The organism is Pseudomonas sp. B611, from assembly GCF_055407965.1.
The window spans coordinates 173,492-192,235 of the sequence record NZ_JBUZST010000008.1; the positions used below are offsets into that span (position 1 = coordinate 173,492).

The window sequence follows — 18,744 nt, forward strand, 5'->3', positions numbered from 1 at the left end:
CTGGGGTTCGCGCGGATTATTCGTATTGCAGGGTGAACGGCAGGGTCGCGTCGCCACGGCCGGCCACGGCCGTTGCTGCATCAGCGGTGGTGACGTAGGCGGCCGAGAATTTCAGCGTGGTGTTGCTGTCTTGCAGGGTGTTTTCGATCTTCGCGGTGGCCGGCGTGCTCAGGTCGATAAGTGCGCCATTGGCGTCGAGCAGGGCGATACCGACGTTCTTGGCGGCGCCCAGGCCGTCGATCAGTTTCAGTACCTTGGTACCGGTCACAACGCCCGTGCCTGCGCCTTTGTTTGGTTCGAACAACATCGCCACTTTGGTGCCGGCGTTGCAGCTGATCTTCATGTCGAAGTTCTCGGCGCTCAGGGTGCCGCTGCCTTTCGGTGCGGTGGCGGTGCCCATGTCTTTGATCGACACTTCGCCCATGTTGACCGAGATGGTTTTGTTCAAGCCGATGCCTTCAACGGAGCAGGCATCGTTGTTGATGGAACCGGTGAAGTTGATGGTACCGCTACCGGCCTTGGTCGGTGTGCCAGGTTCGGCGGCGAACGCATGGCCAGCGGCGAAGATCGACAGGGCCATCAGTGTCCGAGAAAGCTGTTTCATGTTGTTTTTCCATACAGGGAGTTGAAACAACACGATATAGCGCGGCTGCTTAGTTGGACATAAGACGATCCTTAGAAGTCAAAAGGTCCAAACAATAACTAGTTGAATAAGTTGCGCTCGATACAATAAGCCAATAAGTCCCGGTCACTGCTAACTTCCAACTTGCGCATCGCCGCCACTTTCTGAGTGCTGATGGTCTTGGCACTGCGGTTCAAGTTGCGGGCGATCTCATTGACACTTTGCCCACCCACGAATAAACGCAGGATTTCATGTTCCTTGGGTGACAACCGGGTGAAGCGTTCATTCAAGTCCGCGCCAGACTCGATCACTGATGTGGGCGCCGGCCCGCTGTTGCGAATCGGGTTGCCCCGGGCAATCGCCTTGAGCGCTGCCTGGATCTCGTCGTGCAACTGGTGCTTCTGGATCACCGCCAATACCCCGAGTTCTTGCAGGCGCGTCAGGATCAACGGGTTCGAGATCATGGTCAGCACCAGCACCCGCACCTGGGGGAAGTGCCGCGTCAGGTACTCCACCAGTTTCAGGCCGTCACCGTAGGGCGAATCGCCGGGCATATTGAAGTCGGTGATCACCAGGTCCACGGGGGTGGACTCCAGCAGGCTGATCAATGCGCTGGAGCACACGGCCTCGCCGACCACGCGAAAGCGCTCATTGCGCTCGATCAGCTCCCTGACCCCGACCAGCACGATGGGGTGATCGTCTGCGATGACTACGTTGAGGATTTCCATGGGTGTTTATCCAGAGTGAAATGATTCGAGGGCATCGAGTAGAGCATTCAGTTGAGCCATGTTCTGCCGGACCTCAAGGGCCAGGGCAGGAGTGATGGCCATGCCGGTCAAGCGGCACTCCAACGCGACAAATGCCGTGGCCATGGCGCCCATTTGCACCGCACCGAGGGCGCCGGCCATGCTGTGCAGATGCTGGGCCACGCCGTTGGCATCGTTCAGGTTCATCGCCGCCAGGGTCGCGTGCACGTCCTGGCGCAGGGTGCTGACAAACAACTCACGCATTTTCGGCGACAGCTGTGGCAGCTCGACGGGCGCCGGCAGGGCGATCTGGCAATGTTGCTCCAACTGCGCGCGCAAGGTGGCGAGGTTCAGCGGCTTGACCATCCAGGCATTCATGCCGACGGCGGCGCAGCGCTCGCCTTCTTCGCGCAGGGCGTTGGCGGTGATGCCGATAATCGGCAGCGTGGCGTCTTGCCGACGCAGGGCTTCGGTCAATTGGTAGCCGTTCATCACGGGCATGTTGACGTCGGTGAGGACCAGGTCGAATCGTCCCGGCAGCCATTGGGCCAGGGCCTGTTCGCCGTTGGCGGTCAGCGTCACCGCGCAGCCCAGGGCTTCCAGTTGTTCCTGGATGATCGCCGCGTTGATCGCGTTGTCTTCGGCCACCAGCACGTGCAGGTTCAGGTCGTGGTGCTTGGCCGACGGCGCGGGGCGGTTGGGGTTGGCGCCTTGCTGCGCCAGGTCAATCGCCCAGGCCATTGCACGGATGTCATGGGCGTCGACGGCCCAATCTGCCTCCCGGTGTTGCGCGGGGTTCGGCCCGCCGGGTTCGGCGATGACCCGTGGCCCCGGCCAGGCGGGGCTGTTGGCGGCGGGTAGCAGGTCCACCAGCAACGCCGAGTCGGGCGCGGGTTCAGCCGTCACGAGGCGGCTGTCGAGGCCGAGGCGGTTGAGCCAGCCCGTGACGTGCTGCGCCAGTTCGGTGATCGGGGCGCGTACGTAGACGGCGGGTGCTCCCGCGCTGAACACGGGACAGTCAGCCAAGTCGCCCGGCACCACTGCCAACGTGAGTTGCAGGGTAAAACTGCTGCCCAGCCCGGGCTCGCTGACCAGGTTCAACTGGCCGTGCATCAACTCACACAACCATTTGCAGATCGCCAGGCCCAACCCGGCGCCGGCCTGGCTGGTGGCATCGTTGACCTGATAGAACGGGTCGAACAGTTGTTGCTGTTGTTCCTGGGAAATGCCGACGCCCGAGTCACTCACTTGCCACTGCAGGTTCACCTGGTCGTCCGCCTGTTCCGCCACCCGTACCCGCAGCACCACGCGGCCGTAATCGGTGAACTTGATCGCATTACTCAGCAGGTTATTGAGGATCTGGCGAATGCGCAGCGGGTCGCCGCGCAGCCGGTTGGGCAGCGCCGGGTCGATGCAGGCATACAGTTGCAGGCCCTTGGCCTGAGCGAAGGCGCTGTAGGTGCGCACGCTGTCTTCGATCAGCTCCAGCGGGCAGAAGTCCTGGAGTTCAAGGGTCATCTGCCCGGCCTCGATCTTCGACACATCCAGCACGTCGCTGATCAGTTGAAACAGGGTGGCCGAGGAGCGCTGGATGGTGTGCAGGTAATCCTGCTGGCGCGGGGCGAGTGGGGTGAGGCCGAGCAATTCCAGGGTGCCCAGCACACCGTACAACGGGGTGCGGATCTCATGGCTCATGGTCGCCAAGAAGCGGCTCTTGGCCTGGTTCGCCGAGTCGGCAGCGTGGCGCGCGTCTTCCAGGGCGGCGGCGTCTTCGATATGCCGGGTCACATCATGCAGCGCACACAGCCAGGCGTCCTCGCCCTGGTAACGGGTGGGCACGAAGGCCACGTGCAGGTGGCGGCCGTCGATCTCCAAGTGCGCCTGGCCAGGTTGGGTGGGTGGCTGTTGCTGGAGCAACTCGATCAATTGGCGGGTGTCGTGCCACTGTTGAGCGCGTTGGTTCTCCAGAAGTACGCGGTGATCGTCGCGGCGGATCACGCACAGCCCGGTGGGCGCGGTGTCGATCACCGCGCGGCCGAACGCTTCGCTCTCGGCGATGCTGGCGTGTGCGTGCTGGGCGGGCAGCACCACCTTGGCGGTGTACCAGCGGTTGACCACCCGGCTGCAAGCCAGCGCCGCCAGCACCAGGGCCGCCAGGCACAGCAAGGGCCACAGCGCGAAGTCGAGGAAGCTCGCCATGCTGATGACGTAGATCGCGGTCCAGTGCTGCGCGCCGGCGCTGATCAGCTTGAACACCAGGCCGTCACGGGTGAAGTTGATGCCTTCATGCAGCACCTGGCCAGGCTTGAGGGTGCCCGTCAGGGCCGTGCCGGCGGGGGTGATCAAGGTGAAATCATCGTAGATCGACCACTGCATCAACCGCTCGATATTGTTGACTTGCGCGAGTTTTAGCTGCGAAGCCACGACTACCCAGGTATTGGCGCCCTCGATGCTCAGGGCGGTGGAAGCCAGGTTGATATGCACGTAGGCCAGGAGGGTGGGCGTGCCGTTGTCGTCTGCGTAGGGTTGCCAATGCACCTGATGGTCTGTCTGCGAGGCGTGCTGTACATGCAGGCGCTCGTTCAGTTGGGTCATGGCCTCGACCAGCACGCCGATCTCGTTCTGCCCCGCGCCACGCAAGCGTCCGGAGGCGGGCACGGTCACGTCATAGTTGTCCGGGCCATTGAGCAGGATCACTTGGGGCGATTGGTAGTGCGACTCCGCCCAGAAGGCGCTGTAGTAGGCCGCCAGGTAGGTGCCGAGGGCGAAGACCTTGGGGTATTGCTCGGCGGCAATCTTGTCCGGGTTGACTTTCAGGCTATAGGGCAGGGAGAGCGGCAGTCCTCGGCCTTCATAGATGTTCGGTCCTTCCTCGGGCAATGGCTTTTGGATATAGGGCGGCAGCATGGCCGAGGGGTTCAGTTTGTCCTTGACGCTTTCCCGCGAGATGTCCTGCAGGAAGACTTCCTGTTCCTGGATATTTTCCATCAGCCGCGCGAAGTGAAACTGGAAGGTGTCGCGCTGTTCCTCAATCACCCGCTGCACCCCCAGGTAACTGATGCCCAGCAACAGCAGCACCAGGGCGCCGAGCACCATCAGGCCTTTGTTCAGGCGCAACGAACTGCGCGCCAGCTTCTCCAGGAAGGCGTTGGGATGCGGCATCAGAAAGGACAGCCTTTGGACACAATGACCTCGGTGGCAAGCGACGTACGTCAACAGCCTGCTGCGGGTCAATATGCGTTTGCCGGCCCGTCATGGGTCAGCAACTGCTGGAACTGATCCGAAGACACGGCGTGGGAGATCAGGAAACCCTGGACCTGAGTGCAGTCGATCTTACGCAACAGCGCAAGTTCTTGCGCAGTTTCCACACCTTCGGCCACCACGGTCAGGCCCAATTGGCGCCCGAGGCTGACAATACTGGTGAGTGCCTGGGCCATTTCTTCGTTGGCATTACAGCCCTGTACCAGCGCGCGGTCGATCTTCAATTCGGTAAACGGCGCCGACACCAGGTTCATGTACGAACTGTAGCCCTTGCCGAAGTCGTCCTGGGACAGGCCGAAACCCTTGATGCGCAAGCGGCAGGCGCCGGCGTAGAAGTTGCTGATGTCATCGGGCACCGAGCATTCCATCAGTTCGAAGCAGATCCGCGCGGGCAGGCCTTCATGGGCGTGGACGAAGGCGAGGATGCGGTCCGGCAGGTCATGGCTGTTGAGCAGGTGGGTGGGCAGGTTGACCGAGACCGGGATGTCATAACCCTCTTGGCGCCACGTGGCCTGGGCGGCGATGGCCTGTTCGAGTATCCGCCAGAGCAAGCGTTCTTCCAGGTTGAAGGCGATCAGCGCGGGCAAGAAGGCCCCCGGCAGCAGCGTGCCATGCTCGGGGTGAATCCAGCGCACCAGCGCTTCGGCGGCGACGATGCGGCCATTGTTCAGGGCTTTCTTGGGTTGGAACCAGGCTTGCAGTTCGCCGTTATCCAAGGCGTTCAACAGGCTCTGGCGATCAATGCCGGGTTGGGTCTCGGCCGGTGCCATATGGCGCAGCGCCTGCAATTGGTCGATCAGGCAGCGCAGGGCGGCGGCATTCACCGGTTTGGAAATCAGCCCGATGACCTTCACTTGCAGGTTGCTCGCCACCAGGCTGGCGCCCATCAGCATGCGCCGGGAGGCGGCGCTCATGATCGCCAGCGCCGGTCGCGAGGGTTGCGCGGCCAGGCCCTGGATAAACTGCACGCCGTCCATGCCCGGCATCAACAGGTCGGTGAGCACCAGGTCATAGTCGCGCTTTTTCAGGCAGGCCAAGGCTTCCTCGCCATCCTTGGCGCACTCCAGGTGAAAATCCCCCAGTTCGTTGAACAGGTTCTGCAAATACAAGTGTTGGAAGGGGTGGTCTTCGACAATCAGGATGCTACAGGGCTTCATAAACGACTCGTTCGTAGGGAGCCAAGGCACTGAACAAGGCTCGCAGCGTAAAGGGTTTGACCAGGCACTGGTTCATGCCCGCCGCCAGGCACAAGGCGTCTTCACCGCGCAGGGCGTTGGCGGTGGCGCCGATGATCGGGGTGGTGCAGCCCAGGTTGCGCAGGGCTTCGGCCAGTTCGTAGCCGTTGAGCCTGGGCATGTTGACGTCGGTGAGCACGATGTCGAAGGCGCCGTCGTGCCAGCGTGACAAGGCCTCTTCACCATCGCTGCTCAAGACCACGGTGCAGCCCAGCTCTTCGAGTTGGTCACGCAGGATCAGTTGGTTGATCACGTTGTCTTCGGCCACCAGGATGTGCAGGTGCAACGGGCGCAGGTCACGCAGGTCGCCTGGCGCCGACGGCAAGGCCACCTGGCCGCCCTGGGCTTGGTGAACCGCTTGGTGGATGGCGTGTAGATCATTGAGGTTGACCTTCCAGCCGCCGCCCGTGAACTGCGGGGCAAACGTCCCTTCGCCGCTGGCGATAACCCGCGGCCCGTGCCAGGGCGCGCTGAAGGACGGTTCGATGGGGCCGGGGTGCAGCTCCAGGAGCACGCCGTTGTCGGCCAGCGCCAGGCAGGACGGCACGCCGATCTGCGGGCGGGCGCCCCAGCGGCGCAACCAGCCACAGGCGCTCTCGGCCAGTTCACGTACCGGCGAAATCACGTAGACGATCTCCGCCGCCAGCTCGTTCAGGTGCGCAGCCGTTGCACTGGCGCAGGGTTGCTCCAACGGCAGGGTCAGGGAAAAACTGCTGCCCAGGCCGGGCTCGCTGACCGTGCGCAGGGTGCCGTTCATCAAGTGGGTCAGGCGCAGGCAGATGGGCAGGCCCAGGCCGGTGCCTGCGACCACGTTGGTGTTGCCTTCGGTCTGGTAGAACGGCTCGAAAATCAGCGCCTGGTCGGCCGGTGCAATGCCTTTGCCGGTGTCCGAGACTTGCCATTGCAGGCACACCCGCTCGCCTTCGCGGCTGAGCAGTTTGACCCGCAGCACCACACGCCCGGAGTCGGTGAACTTGACCGCGTTGCTCAGCAGGTTGTTGAGGATCTGCCGAACGCGGCTGACGTCGCCGATCAGCCGTTCCGGCACGTGCGGGTCGAGGCAGGCGTACAGTTGCAAACCCTTGCTGTGCGCGGCGGCGGCGTAGCCTTGTACCGCTTCCAGCACCAAGGCCGGCACGGAGAATTCGCTCAATTCCAGGGCCAGTTGCCCGGCTTCGATCTTGGATACGTCCAGCACATCGCAGATCAGTTGCAGCAAGGTCGCGGAGGAACCTTCGATGGCGCGCAGGTAGCTTTTCTGTTGCGCGTCCAGGCGTGTGCGGGCCAGCAGTTCGAGGGTGCCGAGCACGCCGTAGAGCGGGGTGCGGATTTCATGGCTCATGGTGGCGAGGAACAGGGTCTTGGCTTCGTTGGCGGTATCGGCGGCCTGGCGCGCCTGTTCCAGCGCCGCTTCGATCTGGGTGCGCGCGCTGATGTCGCTGAAGGCGCAGAGCAACACGTCTTCGCCTTTGTAGCGCGTGGGCGCGCAGCTCAGGTACAGATGGCGGCCATCGGCGGTCTCGAAGTAGTCCGTGAGGCACGGCGCGGTGGGGGCGAAGGCGCCATCGATCCAGCCAGCACCGAGTTGTGCGCTGCTCTGGCCGAGCCAGTGTTGGGCGAGGGTGTTTTCCAGCACGACCTGGCCGTCGGTGCGGCGCAACACGCAGAGGGCCACGGGGGCGGTCTGGATCACGTCGCGGCTGAACAGCTCGCTTTCCACCAGCGCCTGGATGCGGTGGATCGCCGGTTTGATAAAGCGGTGTTCCAGGCGCCGGGTCAGCAGGCACACCAGGCTGATGCTCAGCAGGCAGAACAACAGCGCACCGCTGATCTGCGGCCACAAGGCCCAGAGCACCGCGCGCAGGTCGATGGAGTAGGTGAGTTGCCAGTCCGAGGATTTCAGCTGTTTGCGCAACACCAATTGCTCGGGCAACCAGCCGTTGCCGACAAAGCCGAAGAAGTCCTGTTGCCGCAGCAGCGGCAGGTTTTGCCCGGGCGGGGGCTTGTGGCTGTTGGTGAACAGCGGCATGCCCTGGGCATTGAACATGGTGAACTCACCGGCGCTGTGGTCGTTCAGGGCGTTGGAGACTTCGCGGTCGTCCATTTCCAGGCCGAGCCAGCCGGACTCCGGGTCGCGCTCGTCCAGGCGAATGAAGATGTACAGCTGTGAGTGGCCGTCGCTGGCGTGGGTCAGCCACAGTTCGCGCAAGGCGTCCTGATGTTTGAGGGCTTGCAGTTGGCCGAGCATAGCCGGGGGGAAGTCGGCGGCCGCCGGGGTGGTGTCGTACAGCCGCGACACCTGGGCGGCGCTGCTGACATACAGCAGGTTGAGCTGCTTGGCCCGCAAATAATCGCGCATGCGCTGGGTCAGCCAGATGCTCCATTGCCGGCCCGGCGTTTGCCCCAGCAACAGGCGGATTTCTTCATCGGAGACCGGCAGGCTCACTTCGGCCTTGCGTGTGGCCGACAGGCTGAGGCTCTCCAGCAGCGCCTCGCGGGTGGTGAAAAAGGTATGCGCCTCGGCGATGGCGCTGCTCATGTAGCTGCGCCGCTGGGAGACTTCATTGTTGAAGGTGAACAGCAAGAAGCTGTACACGCCGCCGAGAATGCCCACCAGCAGCACCAGGGCAAACACGCGCAAGAGGCGGCGTGCGGCATAGGGCGTGGAAAGGACCGGGCTGATTTGGTGGAGCACGTTCTTTAATCGCATCCCGGCACTGTAGGGACGGGGGGGTGTAGGAGAAATCAGACGATCCTTAGAACCGTCCCGCTGAAATACCAAGCAAGCTAATTATTCCATTTGACATTCGCTGCCTAAGCAGTAACATCTCGTCACACATTCACTGCTTAGGCAGTAATAAGGTGACTTCCGATGACCCACTTCACCCCTGACAGCTTTCGCAACTGCCACCTCGGCCTGCTCCTCGGCCGGGCGGCGCTGCTCAAGGACCGGATTATCGACACCCACATGGAACCCCACGGCGTCACCGCCGCGCAGTTCAAGGTGTTGATCATCATTGCTCAGTTTGACGTCGACACCCCGGCAGAGCTGTGCCGCCACCTGTCCCTGGACAGCGGCTCGATGACCCGCATGCTCGACCGCCTGGAGCAGAAGGGCCTGCTGGCGCGCAAGCGTTCCGAGCAGGATCGGCGCCAGGTGCAACTGGTGCTCACCGAAGACGGCCAGCGCTTGGCGGACATGCTGCCGCACATCGGCGCCCAGTCGATGAATCAGCTGGCCAGCGCCCTGGAGCCCGGCGAGTTACAAACCCTGGAACGCATCCTCAAGAAAATTCTGGTAGCTGCCGGTGACGCCATCGTCATCCAGCGAGTAGGTAAAGAATGAACACACGTGCCCTTTGCCTGGTGCTGGTGGCCATGAGCATGGCCGGCTGCGCCAACTTCAGCGGCCTCGACACCCAGGGCCAGCGCCTCGACGCGAACACCCTGCAAACCGGTAAATCCCTGAGCGGCGTGACGCTGTCGCCAGCCGCTTGGCCGAGCGCCGACTGGTGGAAAAGCCTCGGCGACCCACAACTCGACGGCCTGATCGTCGAGGCCCTGCAAAACAGTCCCGACATGCAAGTCGCCAGCGCCCGTGCCCACCAGGCCGAAGCGGCTGCGTTTGCCGCCGATGCCGCGCGCATGCCGACCCTGGACGCCAGCGCCGGTGTCAGTCGCTCGCGCCTGGCCAAGGACAAAGATCCGCTGGGGCAGGGCGATGCCTACGCCACCGTGCGCAATATCGGCGCCAGCTTCAATTACAACTTCGACCTGTGGGGTGGCCAGCGCGCCGCCTGGGAAGCCGCGCTGGGCCAGGCCCGCGCCGCCGAAGTCGATCAGCAGGCCGCACGCCTGACCCTGGCCGCCAACGTGGCCAAGGCCTACAGCGATCTGGGCCAGGCGCATATCGTGCGTGACCTGGCCAATGACGATCTCAAGCGCACCCGGCAGATGCTCGACCTGGGCAAGCGTCGCTTGAACTCGGGCATCGACAGCCAATATCAGTACCAGCAGACCGAAAGCCTGGAAGCCAGCTCGCAGTCGCAATTGATCGACGCGGAAAAACAACTGGCCAGCGCCAAGATCGCCCTCGCGGTGTTGCTCGGCAAAGGCCCGGACCGGGGCGGCGAGTTGAGCCGCCCCAATGTGCTGAAACCCGGCGCCGTCGCCGTGCCGTCGGTGCTGCCCGCCGAACTGCTCGGCCGGCGTCCCGACCTGATCGCGGCGCGTTGGCGTGTCGAGGCCGCGAGCAAGAATATCGCCGCGAGCAAAACCCGCTTCTACCCCAACCTCAACCTGAGCGCGAGCGCCGGGGCCGAGTCGTTGCTGGGGGATGCGATGTTTGGTTCGGCCAGCCGTTTCTTCAGCATTGCGCCGACCATCTCGCTGCCGATCTTCGACGGTGGCCGCCTGCGTGCTGACCTCGATGCCCGCGACGCCGACTACGACCTGGCCGTGGCCCAGTACAACAAAACCCTGGTGCAAGCCTTGGGTGACATTGGCAACACCATCACCCAACTGCGCGACACCGGCCGGCAGATCCAGGCCCAGCAACACGCCGCCGACATCGCCCAGCAGTCCTACGACACCGGCGTGCAGCGCTACAGCTCCGGCGTCGGCAACTACCTGGATGTGCTGAGCATCGAGCAGCAATTGCTACAGGCCCAACGCCAGTTGGCAACGCTCAACGCGGCGCAGATCGATCTGTCGATTCAATTGATGCAGGCCCTGGGTGGCGGGTTCAACGCCGCAAACGTGGCAGCGGCCACCCCAGCAACGCGTACGGAATAATTTGAGGTAATCGTCATGGCCACTGCCGACAGCAACACCGCAACAGCGCAAGACAACAACCCACGCAAACGCAAGGTCATGCTGATCGGCCTGGCGCTGATCGTCATCCTCGGCGTCGCCGGCGTATGGGCCTGGCACGAGCTTTACGGGCGCTTCAGCGAAAGCACCGACGACGCCTACGTGAACGGCAACGTGGTGGAAATCACCCCGCTGGTCACCGGCACCGTGGTCAGCATCGGCGCCGACGATGGCGACCTGGTCCACGAAGGCCAGGTGCTGGTCAACTTCGACCCGAACGACGCCGCCGTCGGCCTGCAAAGTGCCCAGGCCAACCTGGCCCGCACTGTGCGTCAGGTGCGCGGCTTGTACAGCAACGTCGATGGCATGAAGGCCCAGGTCAATGCGCAGAAAGCCGACGTGCAAACCGCCCAGGACAACTTCAACCGGCGTAAAACCCTGGCCCAGGGCGGGGCGATTTCCCAGGAAGAACTGTCCCACGCCCGTGACAGCCTGACCGCCGCGAAGAACGCCCTGACCAACCTTGAGCAACAACTCAAGACCAGCAACGCCCTGGTGGATGACACGGTGATTTCGTCCCACCCGGACGTGCAAGCCGCCGCAGCCCAGCTGCGTCAGGCGTATCTCACGGATGCGCGCAGCACCTTGATTGCACCGGTGACCGGCTACGTGGCCAAGCGCACCGTGCAACTGGGCCAGCGTGTACAGCCGGGCACCGCGTTGATGGCAGTGATCCCGCTGAACCAGCTGTGGATCGACGCCAACTTCAAGGAAACCCAACTGCGCGATATGCGCATTGGCCAGCCGGTGGACATCGAGTCGGATATCTACGGCAGCGACGTGAAGTTCAGTGGCACCATCGACAGCCTCGGCGCGGGCACTGGCAGTGCGTTTGCCCTGCTGCCGGCGCAGAACGCCACCGGTAACTGGATCAAGATCGTGCAACGGGTGCCGGTGCGCATCCACATCAATGCCGAGGAGCTGGCCAAGCATCCGCTGCGGGTGGGCTTGTCCACCGTGGTCAATGTGGACCTGCACGACCAGAGCGGCCCGGTGCTGGCGCAACAGGCGCCGCAAAAAGCCTCGTTCAGCACCAACGTGTATGACCGCCAACTCGCCGAAGCCGACGCCATGATCACCCAGTTGATCCATGACAACAGCCTTGCCGCGCCCAAGGCTGTGCAACGCTGATGAGCAATAACGCCTCCTTCACGCCACCCAGCCTGTTGATGGCCACTATTGGCCTGTCGCTGGCGACCTTTATGCAGGTGCTCGACACCACCATCGCCAACGTGGCGTTGCCGACGATTTCCGGCAACCTCGGCGTGAGTTCGGAGCAGGGCACCTGGGTCATCACCTCGTTTGCGGTGAGTAACGCCATTGCCTTGCCGCTCACCGGTTGGCTGAGCCGCCGGTTTGGCGAGGTCAAGCTGTTCCTCTGGGCGACCATCCTGTTTGTGCTGGCCTCGTTTCTCTGTGGCATTTCCACCTCGATGCCGGAGCTGATTGGTTTTCGCGTGCTGCAAGGCTTGGTCGCCGGGCCGTTGTACCCGATGACCCAGACGTTGCTGATCGCGGTCTACCCGCCGGCGAGGCGCGGCATGGCCCTGGCGCTGCTGGCGATGGTCACGGTGGTGGCGCCGATTGCCGGGCCGATCCTGGGCGGGTGGATCACCGACAGCTACAGCTGGCCGTGGATCTTCTTTATCAACGTGCCCATCGGCATCTTTGCGGTGATGGTGGTGCGTTCGCAGCTGAAGAAACGCCCGGTGGTCACCAGTCACCAGCCGATGGATTACGTCGGCCTGCTGAGCTTGATTGTCGGCGTCGGCGCCTTGCAGATCATCCTCGACAAAGGCAATGACCTGGACTGGTTCGAATCCAACTTCATCATCATCGGTGCGGCGATTTCGGTGATTGCCCTGGCAGTGTTCATCATCTGGGAACTCACCGACAAACACCCGGTGGTCAACCTGCGGCTGTTTGCCTACCGCAACTTCCGCATCGGCACCATCGTGTTGATCCTCGGTTACGCGGGCTTCTTTGGCATCAACCTGATCCTGCCGCAATGGCTGCAAACCCAGATGGGCTACACCGCGACCTGGGCCGGCCTGGCGGTGGCGCCGATTGGCATCCTGCCGGTGTTGATGTCGCCGTTCGTGGGCAAGTACGCGCACAAGTTCGACCTGCGCTTGCTGGCGGGCCTGGCGTTCCTGGCGATTGGCTTGAGCTGCTTTATGCGCGCGGGCTTCACCAACCAGGTGGACTTCCAGCACATCGCCCTGGTGCAACTGTTCATGGGTATCGGCGTGGCGCTGTTCTTTATGCCGACCTTGACCATCCTGATGTCCGATTTGCCGCCGCACCAGATTGCCGATGGCGCCGGCTTGGCGACCTTCCTGCGCACCCTGGGCGGCAGCTTTGCGGCATCGCTGACCACCTGGATCTGGATTCGCCGGGCGGACCAGCACCATGCGTACATGAGCGAAAACATGACCACCTACGACTCGGCCACGCGCAATGCGCTGGACGCGTTGGGTGGGGCAGGGCAGAAGGCCTATACGCAGCTGGACCAGATTCTCACCAGCCAGGCGTACATGATGTCCACCGTGGATTACTTCACGTTGCTGGGGTGGATGTTCATGGGGTTGATGTTGCTGGTGTGGCTGGCGAAGCCGCCGTTTACGGCGAAGGCGGGGCCTGCGGCTTCTGGTCACTGATCCAGGACGTGTGGAATGCAATCCCCTGTGGGAGCTGGCAAGCCCCCTCCCACAGTTGGATCTGTGTTCACATCAGCAACTGACGCTATAGGTTGGGAAGTGCCCTGCTTTTAAAGAGGACCTTTCCGACATTATTCACCGATAGCAAATCTTTACTCTCTGGACTTTCGCACCGTCCAGGGATGACAAGGTATGACTAGCAGCGTATTGCCGAGTGCTTTCTTTGATCACAGCCGCCACAGACTCAGGGTCTACGGTGTCGACCCCTTGCTCGACGTGCTGGCCTTTCACGGCGAAGAGCGGCTGAGTCATCCTTTCAAGTACCAGATCGAATTCACGTGCACCGAACGTGACCTCGCCGTCGACCAAATATTGGGCAAGCCCGCGACGTTCAGTCTGTTTCACGTGCCGCCCAAGCCTGTGCTGGTTTGGCAGCCACCACCAAAAAACCAACCACTTCGCACGCTGGCCGGGGTTGTCACCGGCTTCAAGCGCCTGTCTGGCTCCAATGATGAAGGCCGCTACGAAATCACCCTGGAACCGCGCCTGGCGCTGTTGGCGCAGGGCAAGCAATTTCGCATTTACCAGCAGCAATCCGTGCCGCACATCGTCGAACATATCCTGCGTACTCGTCACGGTTATGAGGGGCAGGATTTTTACTTCCAACTATTGCGCGACTATCCCAGGCGCGAGCAGGTCATGCAGTACGACGAAAGTGACCTGGCCTTCATTTCGCGGCTGCTGGCCGACGTTGGCATCTGGTATCGCTTCGTTCACGATGAGCGATTGAATTTTGATGTCGTGGAGTTTCACGATCACCAGCGTTACTACCAGTTCGACGTCGAGTTGCCCTATCGTCCGCCCTCCGGGCTGAGCCGCGATCAGGACTGTGTGTGGAAACTGCAAACCCACCATCAGGTTGTAGAGCAACACGTCAACGTTCGCGCCTATCAATACCGGGATGCCAATGCCTGGCTCGACGGCGACATCGACCAGACCCGTGGTGCCACTACCACTTATGGCGAGGCTTACCACTACGCCGAACCCTACAGCGTGCTCGGGAACAGGCTGGACGCTGACGAGGACCTGCCCACCGAAAGCGGCTACAGCTACGCGCGCTTGCGCCATGAACGCTACCTCAATAACCAGACCCGGCTCAGCGGGCTCAGCACCAGCGCAACGCTGGCGCCAGGCCAGGTCCTGACCATTACCGACGGTGCGCCTCAGGCGTTTATGCCGAGGGTGGTGATCATCGAGCTGAATGCCCGGGCTGCCCGTGATCGCAGCCTCGAGGTCAGCTTCGGCGCCATCCCCTATTCGGAGACCGTGTGTTTCCGACCACCGTTGCTACCCAAGCCAAGCATCGCCGGTACCGTCCCGGCCCGTGTCTCCAACCCGGGGGTGAACGACCCTTACGCGCACATCGATCTGGAGGGGCGCTACAAGGTCAATTTCCTGTTTGATCGCGACACTTGGAAGCGCGGCGAGGAAAGCCTGTGGCTACGCCTTGCGCGGCCTTATGCGGGCGACACGCACGGTTTGCACCTGCCACTGATTGCGGGCACCGAAGTGGCCGTGGCGTTCGAGCAAGGTGATCCGGACCGCCCCTACATCGCCCACGCCCTGCACGACAGTGAACACCCTGATCACGTCACCCTGCGCAACTACAAACGCAATGTGCTGCGTTCGCCGGCCAACAACAAATTGCGCATGGATGACACCCGGGGTGAGGAACACATCAAGCTCAGCACCGAATACAGCGGCAAGAGCCAGCTAAACCTCGGTCATATCGTCGATGCCGGAAAGAAAAAACGCGGCGAGGGGTTTGAACTGCGCACTGACGGCTGGGGCGCGGTGCGGGCCGCGAAGGGCCTGCTGATCAGCGCGGATCAACAGAGCAAAGCCTCTGGCGCGGTCTTGGTGATGGACCCGGCCACGCAGCTGATTCAGGGTGCTGCGCAGCAAATTGCCGACTGGCAGGCAATCGCCCAGGCCCATCGAAGTCCTCAACCGTCCCTCAACGGTTTGCAGCAGTTGCAGGCCGACGCAAAAGACCTGGCAGCCCCCGTCATCCTGCTCAGCGCCCCCCAGGGAATTGGCGCGGTTACGCCGTCCAGCCTGCTGCTCAAAAGCGGCGACGCGCTGTACCTGCAAAGCCTCGACGACATCCATCTAGCCGCCGCCGAGCAACTCTCGGCCCACGCCAACAGAGGTATTTCCTTGCTCGCTCAGCAGCAAGGCATACGCCTGGTCTCGGGCAAGGGACCGCTGGAAATCGAATCCCACGGTGATTTGCTGAACTTGATCGCACAGCAGGACATCAGCGTGCAGTCGGTGCAGGGGCAAGTACACCTGACCGCCAGGAACGGCATCACCCTGGGGTGTGGCGGCGGTTACCTGCGCATCCACCCGAGTGGCGCAATCGACATCCACAGCCCCGGCAAGTTGCTCCTCAAGGGGCAGCATGTGTGGGAGGGGCCTGCGGGCCAGGAGTTCGCGTTGCGGGAGTTGCCGCAGTCGGTGTGTGAGGACTGCCTTAAGAGAGCACGCGCAAAGGCCATCACCCTTTTGATACGTGAAGGTTGATCAGGAGATCGTGAAATGGCAGCACCTATCCCATGGCAAGACCAGATCGAGCACGTATGTGCCACCGCTGGTGTGCACTACGTAGATCTGTTGTTTGATCAGGCCGCCTGGCACACCGACCTTACCGGGGCGCTGGAGCAAATAAGGCCAGCGATCTCTTGGTTTTCACTGTTCACGGGAACCCCCGAGGAACACATGCTGGACCAGGCGCCCCTATTGATGCGCCTGGACTTGACCCATTGGCGGCATAAAGCCTGGCTGGAGGAACTGCTGACTCACGGCGCAGCCGATGCACGCGTGTTGGTGGTGATCTCGCCACTGGCCTTTGAAACCCTGAGTCACGCGCTGCGATCACTTTCGCAAATTCGCTGGGGTGGTAAGGCCGGCCTGTTGCGTTACTACGACCCGCGCAGCTTTCCCTCATTGATGTCTTCGATTTTTACCGACGAACAACGCGCCGAGTTTCGGCAACTGGCTTTTTTTTGGAGCTGGTTTGATCGAGATGAGCAAGTGCAGTGGCTCAAGGGACACGCGTTGAGTGGAAAGAGCGCCGTTCACGTTTCACCTTTTCTGGAGATGAGCGACGAACAGTTCGAGTTGATGGGGTGTATCAGCGATGCGCAGGAATTAATGAACAGCGGAGAGTTTTATCAAGCACTCGGAGGCCGGGAGCAGCGTTTTTCTTTGTTCTACTCATTCGCCTTGGAGGCCAGTCGGGAAAATTATTTTGGTGATTTTAATGAGTATGTAAGGAGCAGGTTATGAGATTGAAGAGTTGCTTGCTTTGTTTTGGTTTTGTGGGGTGCGGCCTGGCGACTTTAATGTTGTTGGGGTGTGTGTTTGCCGAAAATAAAATGGTGGCCGGGAATATAGCAGCGATTAATCATGTTGAAGGGACTGCGATTAATTGGTTTTCGGTGAATGGTTATAGGGCGCACGGCGGAGGTGGGAGTTCGTGTTGCATTATTATGCCTGTTAAATGGCGGCCGGGGTTGAAGGTGGATGTTGAGTGGGAGGTTGATCCGAATAGCGATGCTGCTACGCCTCCGTTAGGAACGGATGAGTTCAAAGCCTTTATGGTCAAGCATAAATCCAATTATCGACGTTACAGCGTAGCCGTTGATGTTCCGGAGTGGCCTGAAAAAAAATCTTGTGACCTAAAGGTGCATTTCTTAACTTGCAGTCGCGTCGCGGTTACTACTGCTTGTGCGATATATGGTCGACCAGATTATCCGATCAGAGAGCCTAGGCGCGCAAAGGAGCCAGCTGTATGTCCAAAATAAGAAATCAACTTGCAGATAAAGCTTTTGGGGCACCTGTTTTTCCTCTTGGTGGTCGCTTACCTACTGAGATTTCAATGGTGGGCGCTAACTATTGTAGACAAACAGCTGAAGAGAGCCGCTTTTGTCGACATCCTGATTCTGCTGGAAGGAGTCAGCGCTTTATATGTTGTCATAGTATGCACATAAGCCTGTTTTTCGATGGGACCAATAACAACGACAATAATGACACCAAGAAGAAGCATCCCAGTAATATCGCCAAGCTCTATCATGCGTCGATTCAGGATGATGAAGCTAAAGGGAGCGGCTATTACTCTTACTATATGCCCGGTGTCGGTACTCCGTTTCCGGAAGTGGGAGAGCTAGATTACAGCGAGGCTGGGTTGAAGTACGCCACCGGAGGCGAGGATCGCATCAACTGGGCTTTGGTATCTGTCGCCGACGCCATGTATTCGTCGTTGGCCGGTGTTCCTTTGTCGCAGGATGATCGTGCGAAAGCTGTCAGCAAAATGAGCACGTGGCCTACGCCCTTGATGAGTACCCTTGGCCCAAGCAATCGTCGCTCTGTAATGACCAGCCTGCTTGCCCCCTTGAAAGCCCGCGTGCCGGTAGCGCAGCCCAAGGTTCTGGGAATCAAACTCTTCGTATACGGCTTCTCCCGAGGCGCCGCAGAGGCTCGTACTTTTGTCACTTGGCTAAGCCAGTTATTCGACACCCCAGAAGGTGCCGAACTGCCCGAGCAAAGCCTGATTGGTTTGCCCATCAGTGTCGAATTTCTCGGCCTGCTGGATACCGTAGCTTCGGTCGGTATCGCTCATGCTGCGCCGTTTTTTGCAGGGCACATGGATTGGGCTGATAACACTCAATTATTGCCCGACGCCCAAAGCTTTCCGGATATGGTCAAGTGCTGTCGACACTTTGTCGCAGGCTTCGAACAGCGCTCGTGTTTCCCGCTGGATTCGATACGCAATGAGGATGGCAAGTACCCAGCCAACACCATCGAAGTGGTCTATCCCGGTGTTCATTCCGATGTGGGGGGCGGCTACCCAAAAAATGATCAGGGCAAGGCACGCGGTGGCACCGATGAACTAGTTTCACAGATCGTCCTGCACGACCTATATGCCGAAGCCTTCGCTGCGGGCGCACCGTTGCAGGTTCCGGAGCAGGCATTGCCTGAAAGCTTGCAGCGCAACGAGTCTTGGCGGAGGTTGGGGCCGGACACAAAAGAAGAGTTCGATATCAGCCCCCTCGTTATCGAACGCTTCAACGCCTGGCGCCAAACCCTCCCAGGCATCCCCTCCGACCCACCCACCGCCGCTCCACCCTGGTCCTACCAACCCATCCAGCTCACCACCACTGTCGAAGACACCCTGGCCGACCAACTGGGCTGGATCACCGGCTGGCGCATCGGCCGTTTTGCCAACGACAGCTACAAACACCAACCCTTTTTCACTCAAGCCCACGAGACCACGGCCTACGATG

Annotated in this window: 13 protein-coding genes; 8 read left to right on the forward strand and 5 right to left on the reverse strand. The window is 61.2% G+C overall.

Annotated elements, in window-relative coordinates; genetic code table 11:
* Positions 1-16: 16 nt before the first annotated feature.
* The 5 genes from ACZRMO_RS18940 to ACZRMO_RS18960 all read right to left on the reverse strand — a co-directional run bounded on the left by ACZRMO_RS18940 (position 17) and on the right by ACZRMO_RS18960 (position 8,574).
* Positions 17-604, reverse strand: coding sequence for a fimbrial protein (locus ACZRMO_RS18940; protein ID WP_463973837.1), 588 nt, complete (start codon positions 602-604; stop codon positions 17-19).
* A 98-nt stretch (positions 605-702) separates the two neighbouring features.
* Positions 703-1,350: a response regulator gene (locus ACZRMO_RS18945; RefSeq protein WP_463973838.1), complete on the reverse strand. Its 648-nt coding sequence runs from the start codon at positions 1,348-1,350 to the stop codon at positions 703-705.
* Between the two features lie 6 nt (positions 1,351-1,356).
* Positions 1,357-4,530: a hybrid sensor histidine kinase/response regulator gene (locus ACZRMO_RS18950; protein ID WP_463973839.1), complete on the reverse strand. Its 3,174-nt coding sequence runs from the start codon at positions 4,528-4,530 to the stop codon at positions 1,357-1,359.
* A gap of 68 nt (positions 4,531-4,598) precedes the next feature.
* Complete coding sequence (pvrR, locus tag ACZRMO_RS18955) at positions 4,599-5,786, reverse strand: response regulator cyclic di-GMP phosphodiesterase PvrR (protein ID WP_463973840.1); 1,188 nt, start codon at positions 5,784-5,786, stop codon at positions 4,599-4,601.
* Entirely contained in the window at positions 5,773-8,574 is a 2,802-nt protein-coding gene (locus ACZRMO_RS18960) for an ATP-binding protein (RefSeq protein ID WP_463973841.1), read from the reverse strand. Before ACZRMO_RS18960 ends, pvrR begins: the two co-directional genes overlap by 14 nt.
* A 162-nt stretch (positions 8,575-8,736) precedes the next feature.
* Between ACZRMO_RS18960 and ACZRMO_RS18965 the strand changes: the two genes are divergently transcribed.
* The 8 genes from ACZRMO_RS18965 to ACZRMO_RS19000 form a co-directional block, all read left to right on the forward strand.
* The gene (locus ACZRMO_RS18965) at positions 8,737-9,210 is read left to right on the forward strand and encodes a MarR family winged helix-turn-helix transcriptional regulator (RefSeq protein ID WP_463973842.1); all 474 of its coding nucleotides are present in this window, start codon (positions 8,737-8,739) and stop codon (positions 9,208-9,210) included.
* Positions 9,207-10,658: an efflux transporter outer membrane subunit gene (locus tag ACZRMO_RS18970; RefSeq protein WP_463973843.1), complete on the forward strand. Its 1,452-nt coding sequence runs from the start codon at positions 9,207-9,209 to the stop codon at positions 10,656-10,658. The genes ACZRMO_RS18965 and ACZRMO_RS18970 overlap by 4 nt, the downstream gene beginning before the upstream one ends.
* A gap of 15 nt (positions 10,659-10,673) precedes the next feature.
* Positions 10,674-11,867, forward strand: coding sequence for an EmrA/EmrK family multidrug efflux transporter periplasmic adaptor subunit (locus ACZRMO_RS18975; RefSeq protein WP_463973844.1), 1,194 nt, complete (start codon positions 10,674-10,676; stop codon positions 11,865-11,867).
* Positions 11,867-13,396 (forward strand): DHA2 family efflux MFS transporter permease subunit, encoded by a 1,530-nt coding sequence (locus tag ACZRMO_RS18980; protein ID WP_124528957.1) that lies wholly within the window; start codon positions 11,867-11,869, stop codon positions 13,394-13,396. Before ACZRMO_RS18975 ends, ACZRMO_RS18980 begins: the two co-directional genes overlap by 1 nt.
* 192 nt (positions 13,397-13,588) lie before the next feature.
* Positions 13,589-15,982: a type VI secretion system Vgr family protein gene (locus ACZRMO_RS18985; protein WP_463973845.1), complete on the forward strand. Its 2,394-nt coding sequence runs from the start codon at positions 13,589-13,591 to the stop codon at positions 15,980-15,982.
* Positions 15,983-15,997: 15 nt separating this feature from the next.
* Positions 15,998-16,747 (forward strand): DUF4123 domain-containing protein, encoded by a 750-nt coding sequence (locus ACZRMO_RS18990; RefSeq protein WP_463973846.1) that lies wholly within the window; start codon positions 15,998-16,000, stop codon positions 16,745-16,747.
* Positions 16,744-17,265, forward strand: coding sequence for a DUF3304 domain-containing protein (locus ACZRMO_RS18995; RefSeq protein ID WP_463973847.1), 522 nt, complete (start codon positions 16,744-16,746; stop codon positions 17,263-17,265). The genes ACZRMO_RS18990 and ACZRMO_RS18995 overlap by 4 nt, the downstream gene beginning before the upstream one ends.
* Positions 17,253-18,744: T6SS phospholipase effector Tle1-like catalytic domain-containing protein (locus ACZRMO_RS19000; protein ID WP_463973848.1), on the forward strand; the 1,492-nt coding region annotated here is incomplete at its 3' end. The genes ACZRMO_RS18995 and ACZRMO_RS19000, both read left to right, overlap by 13 nt.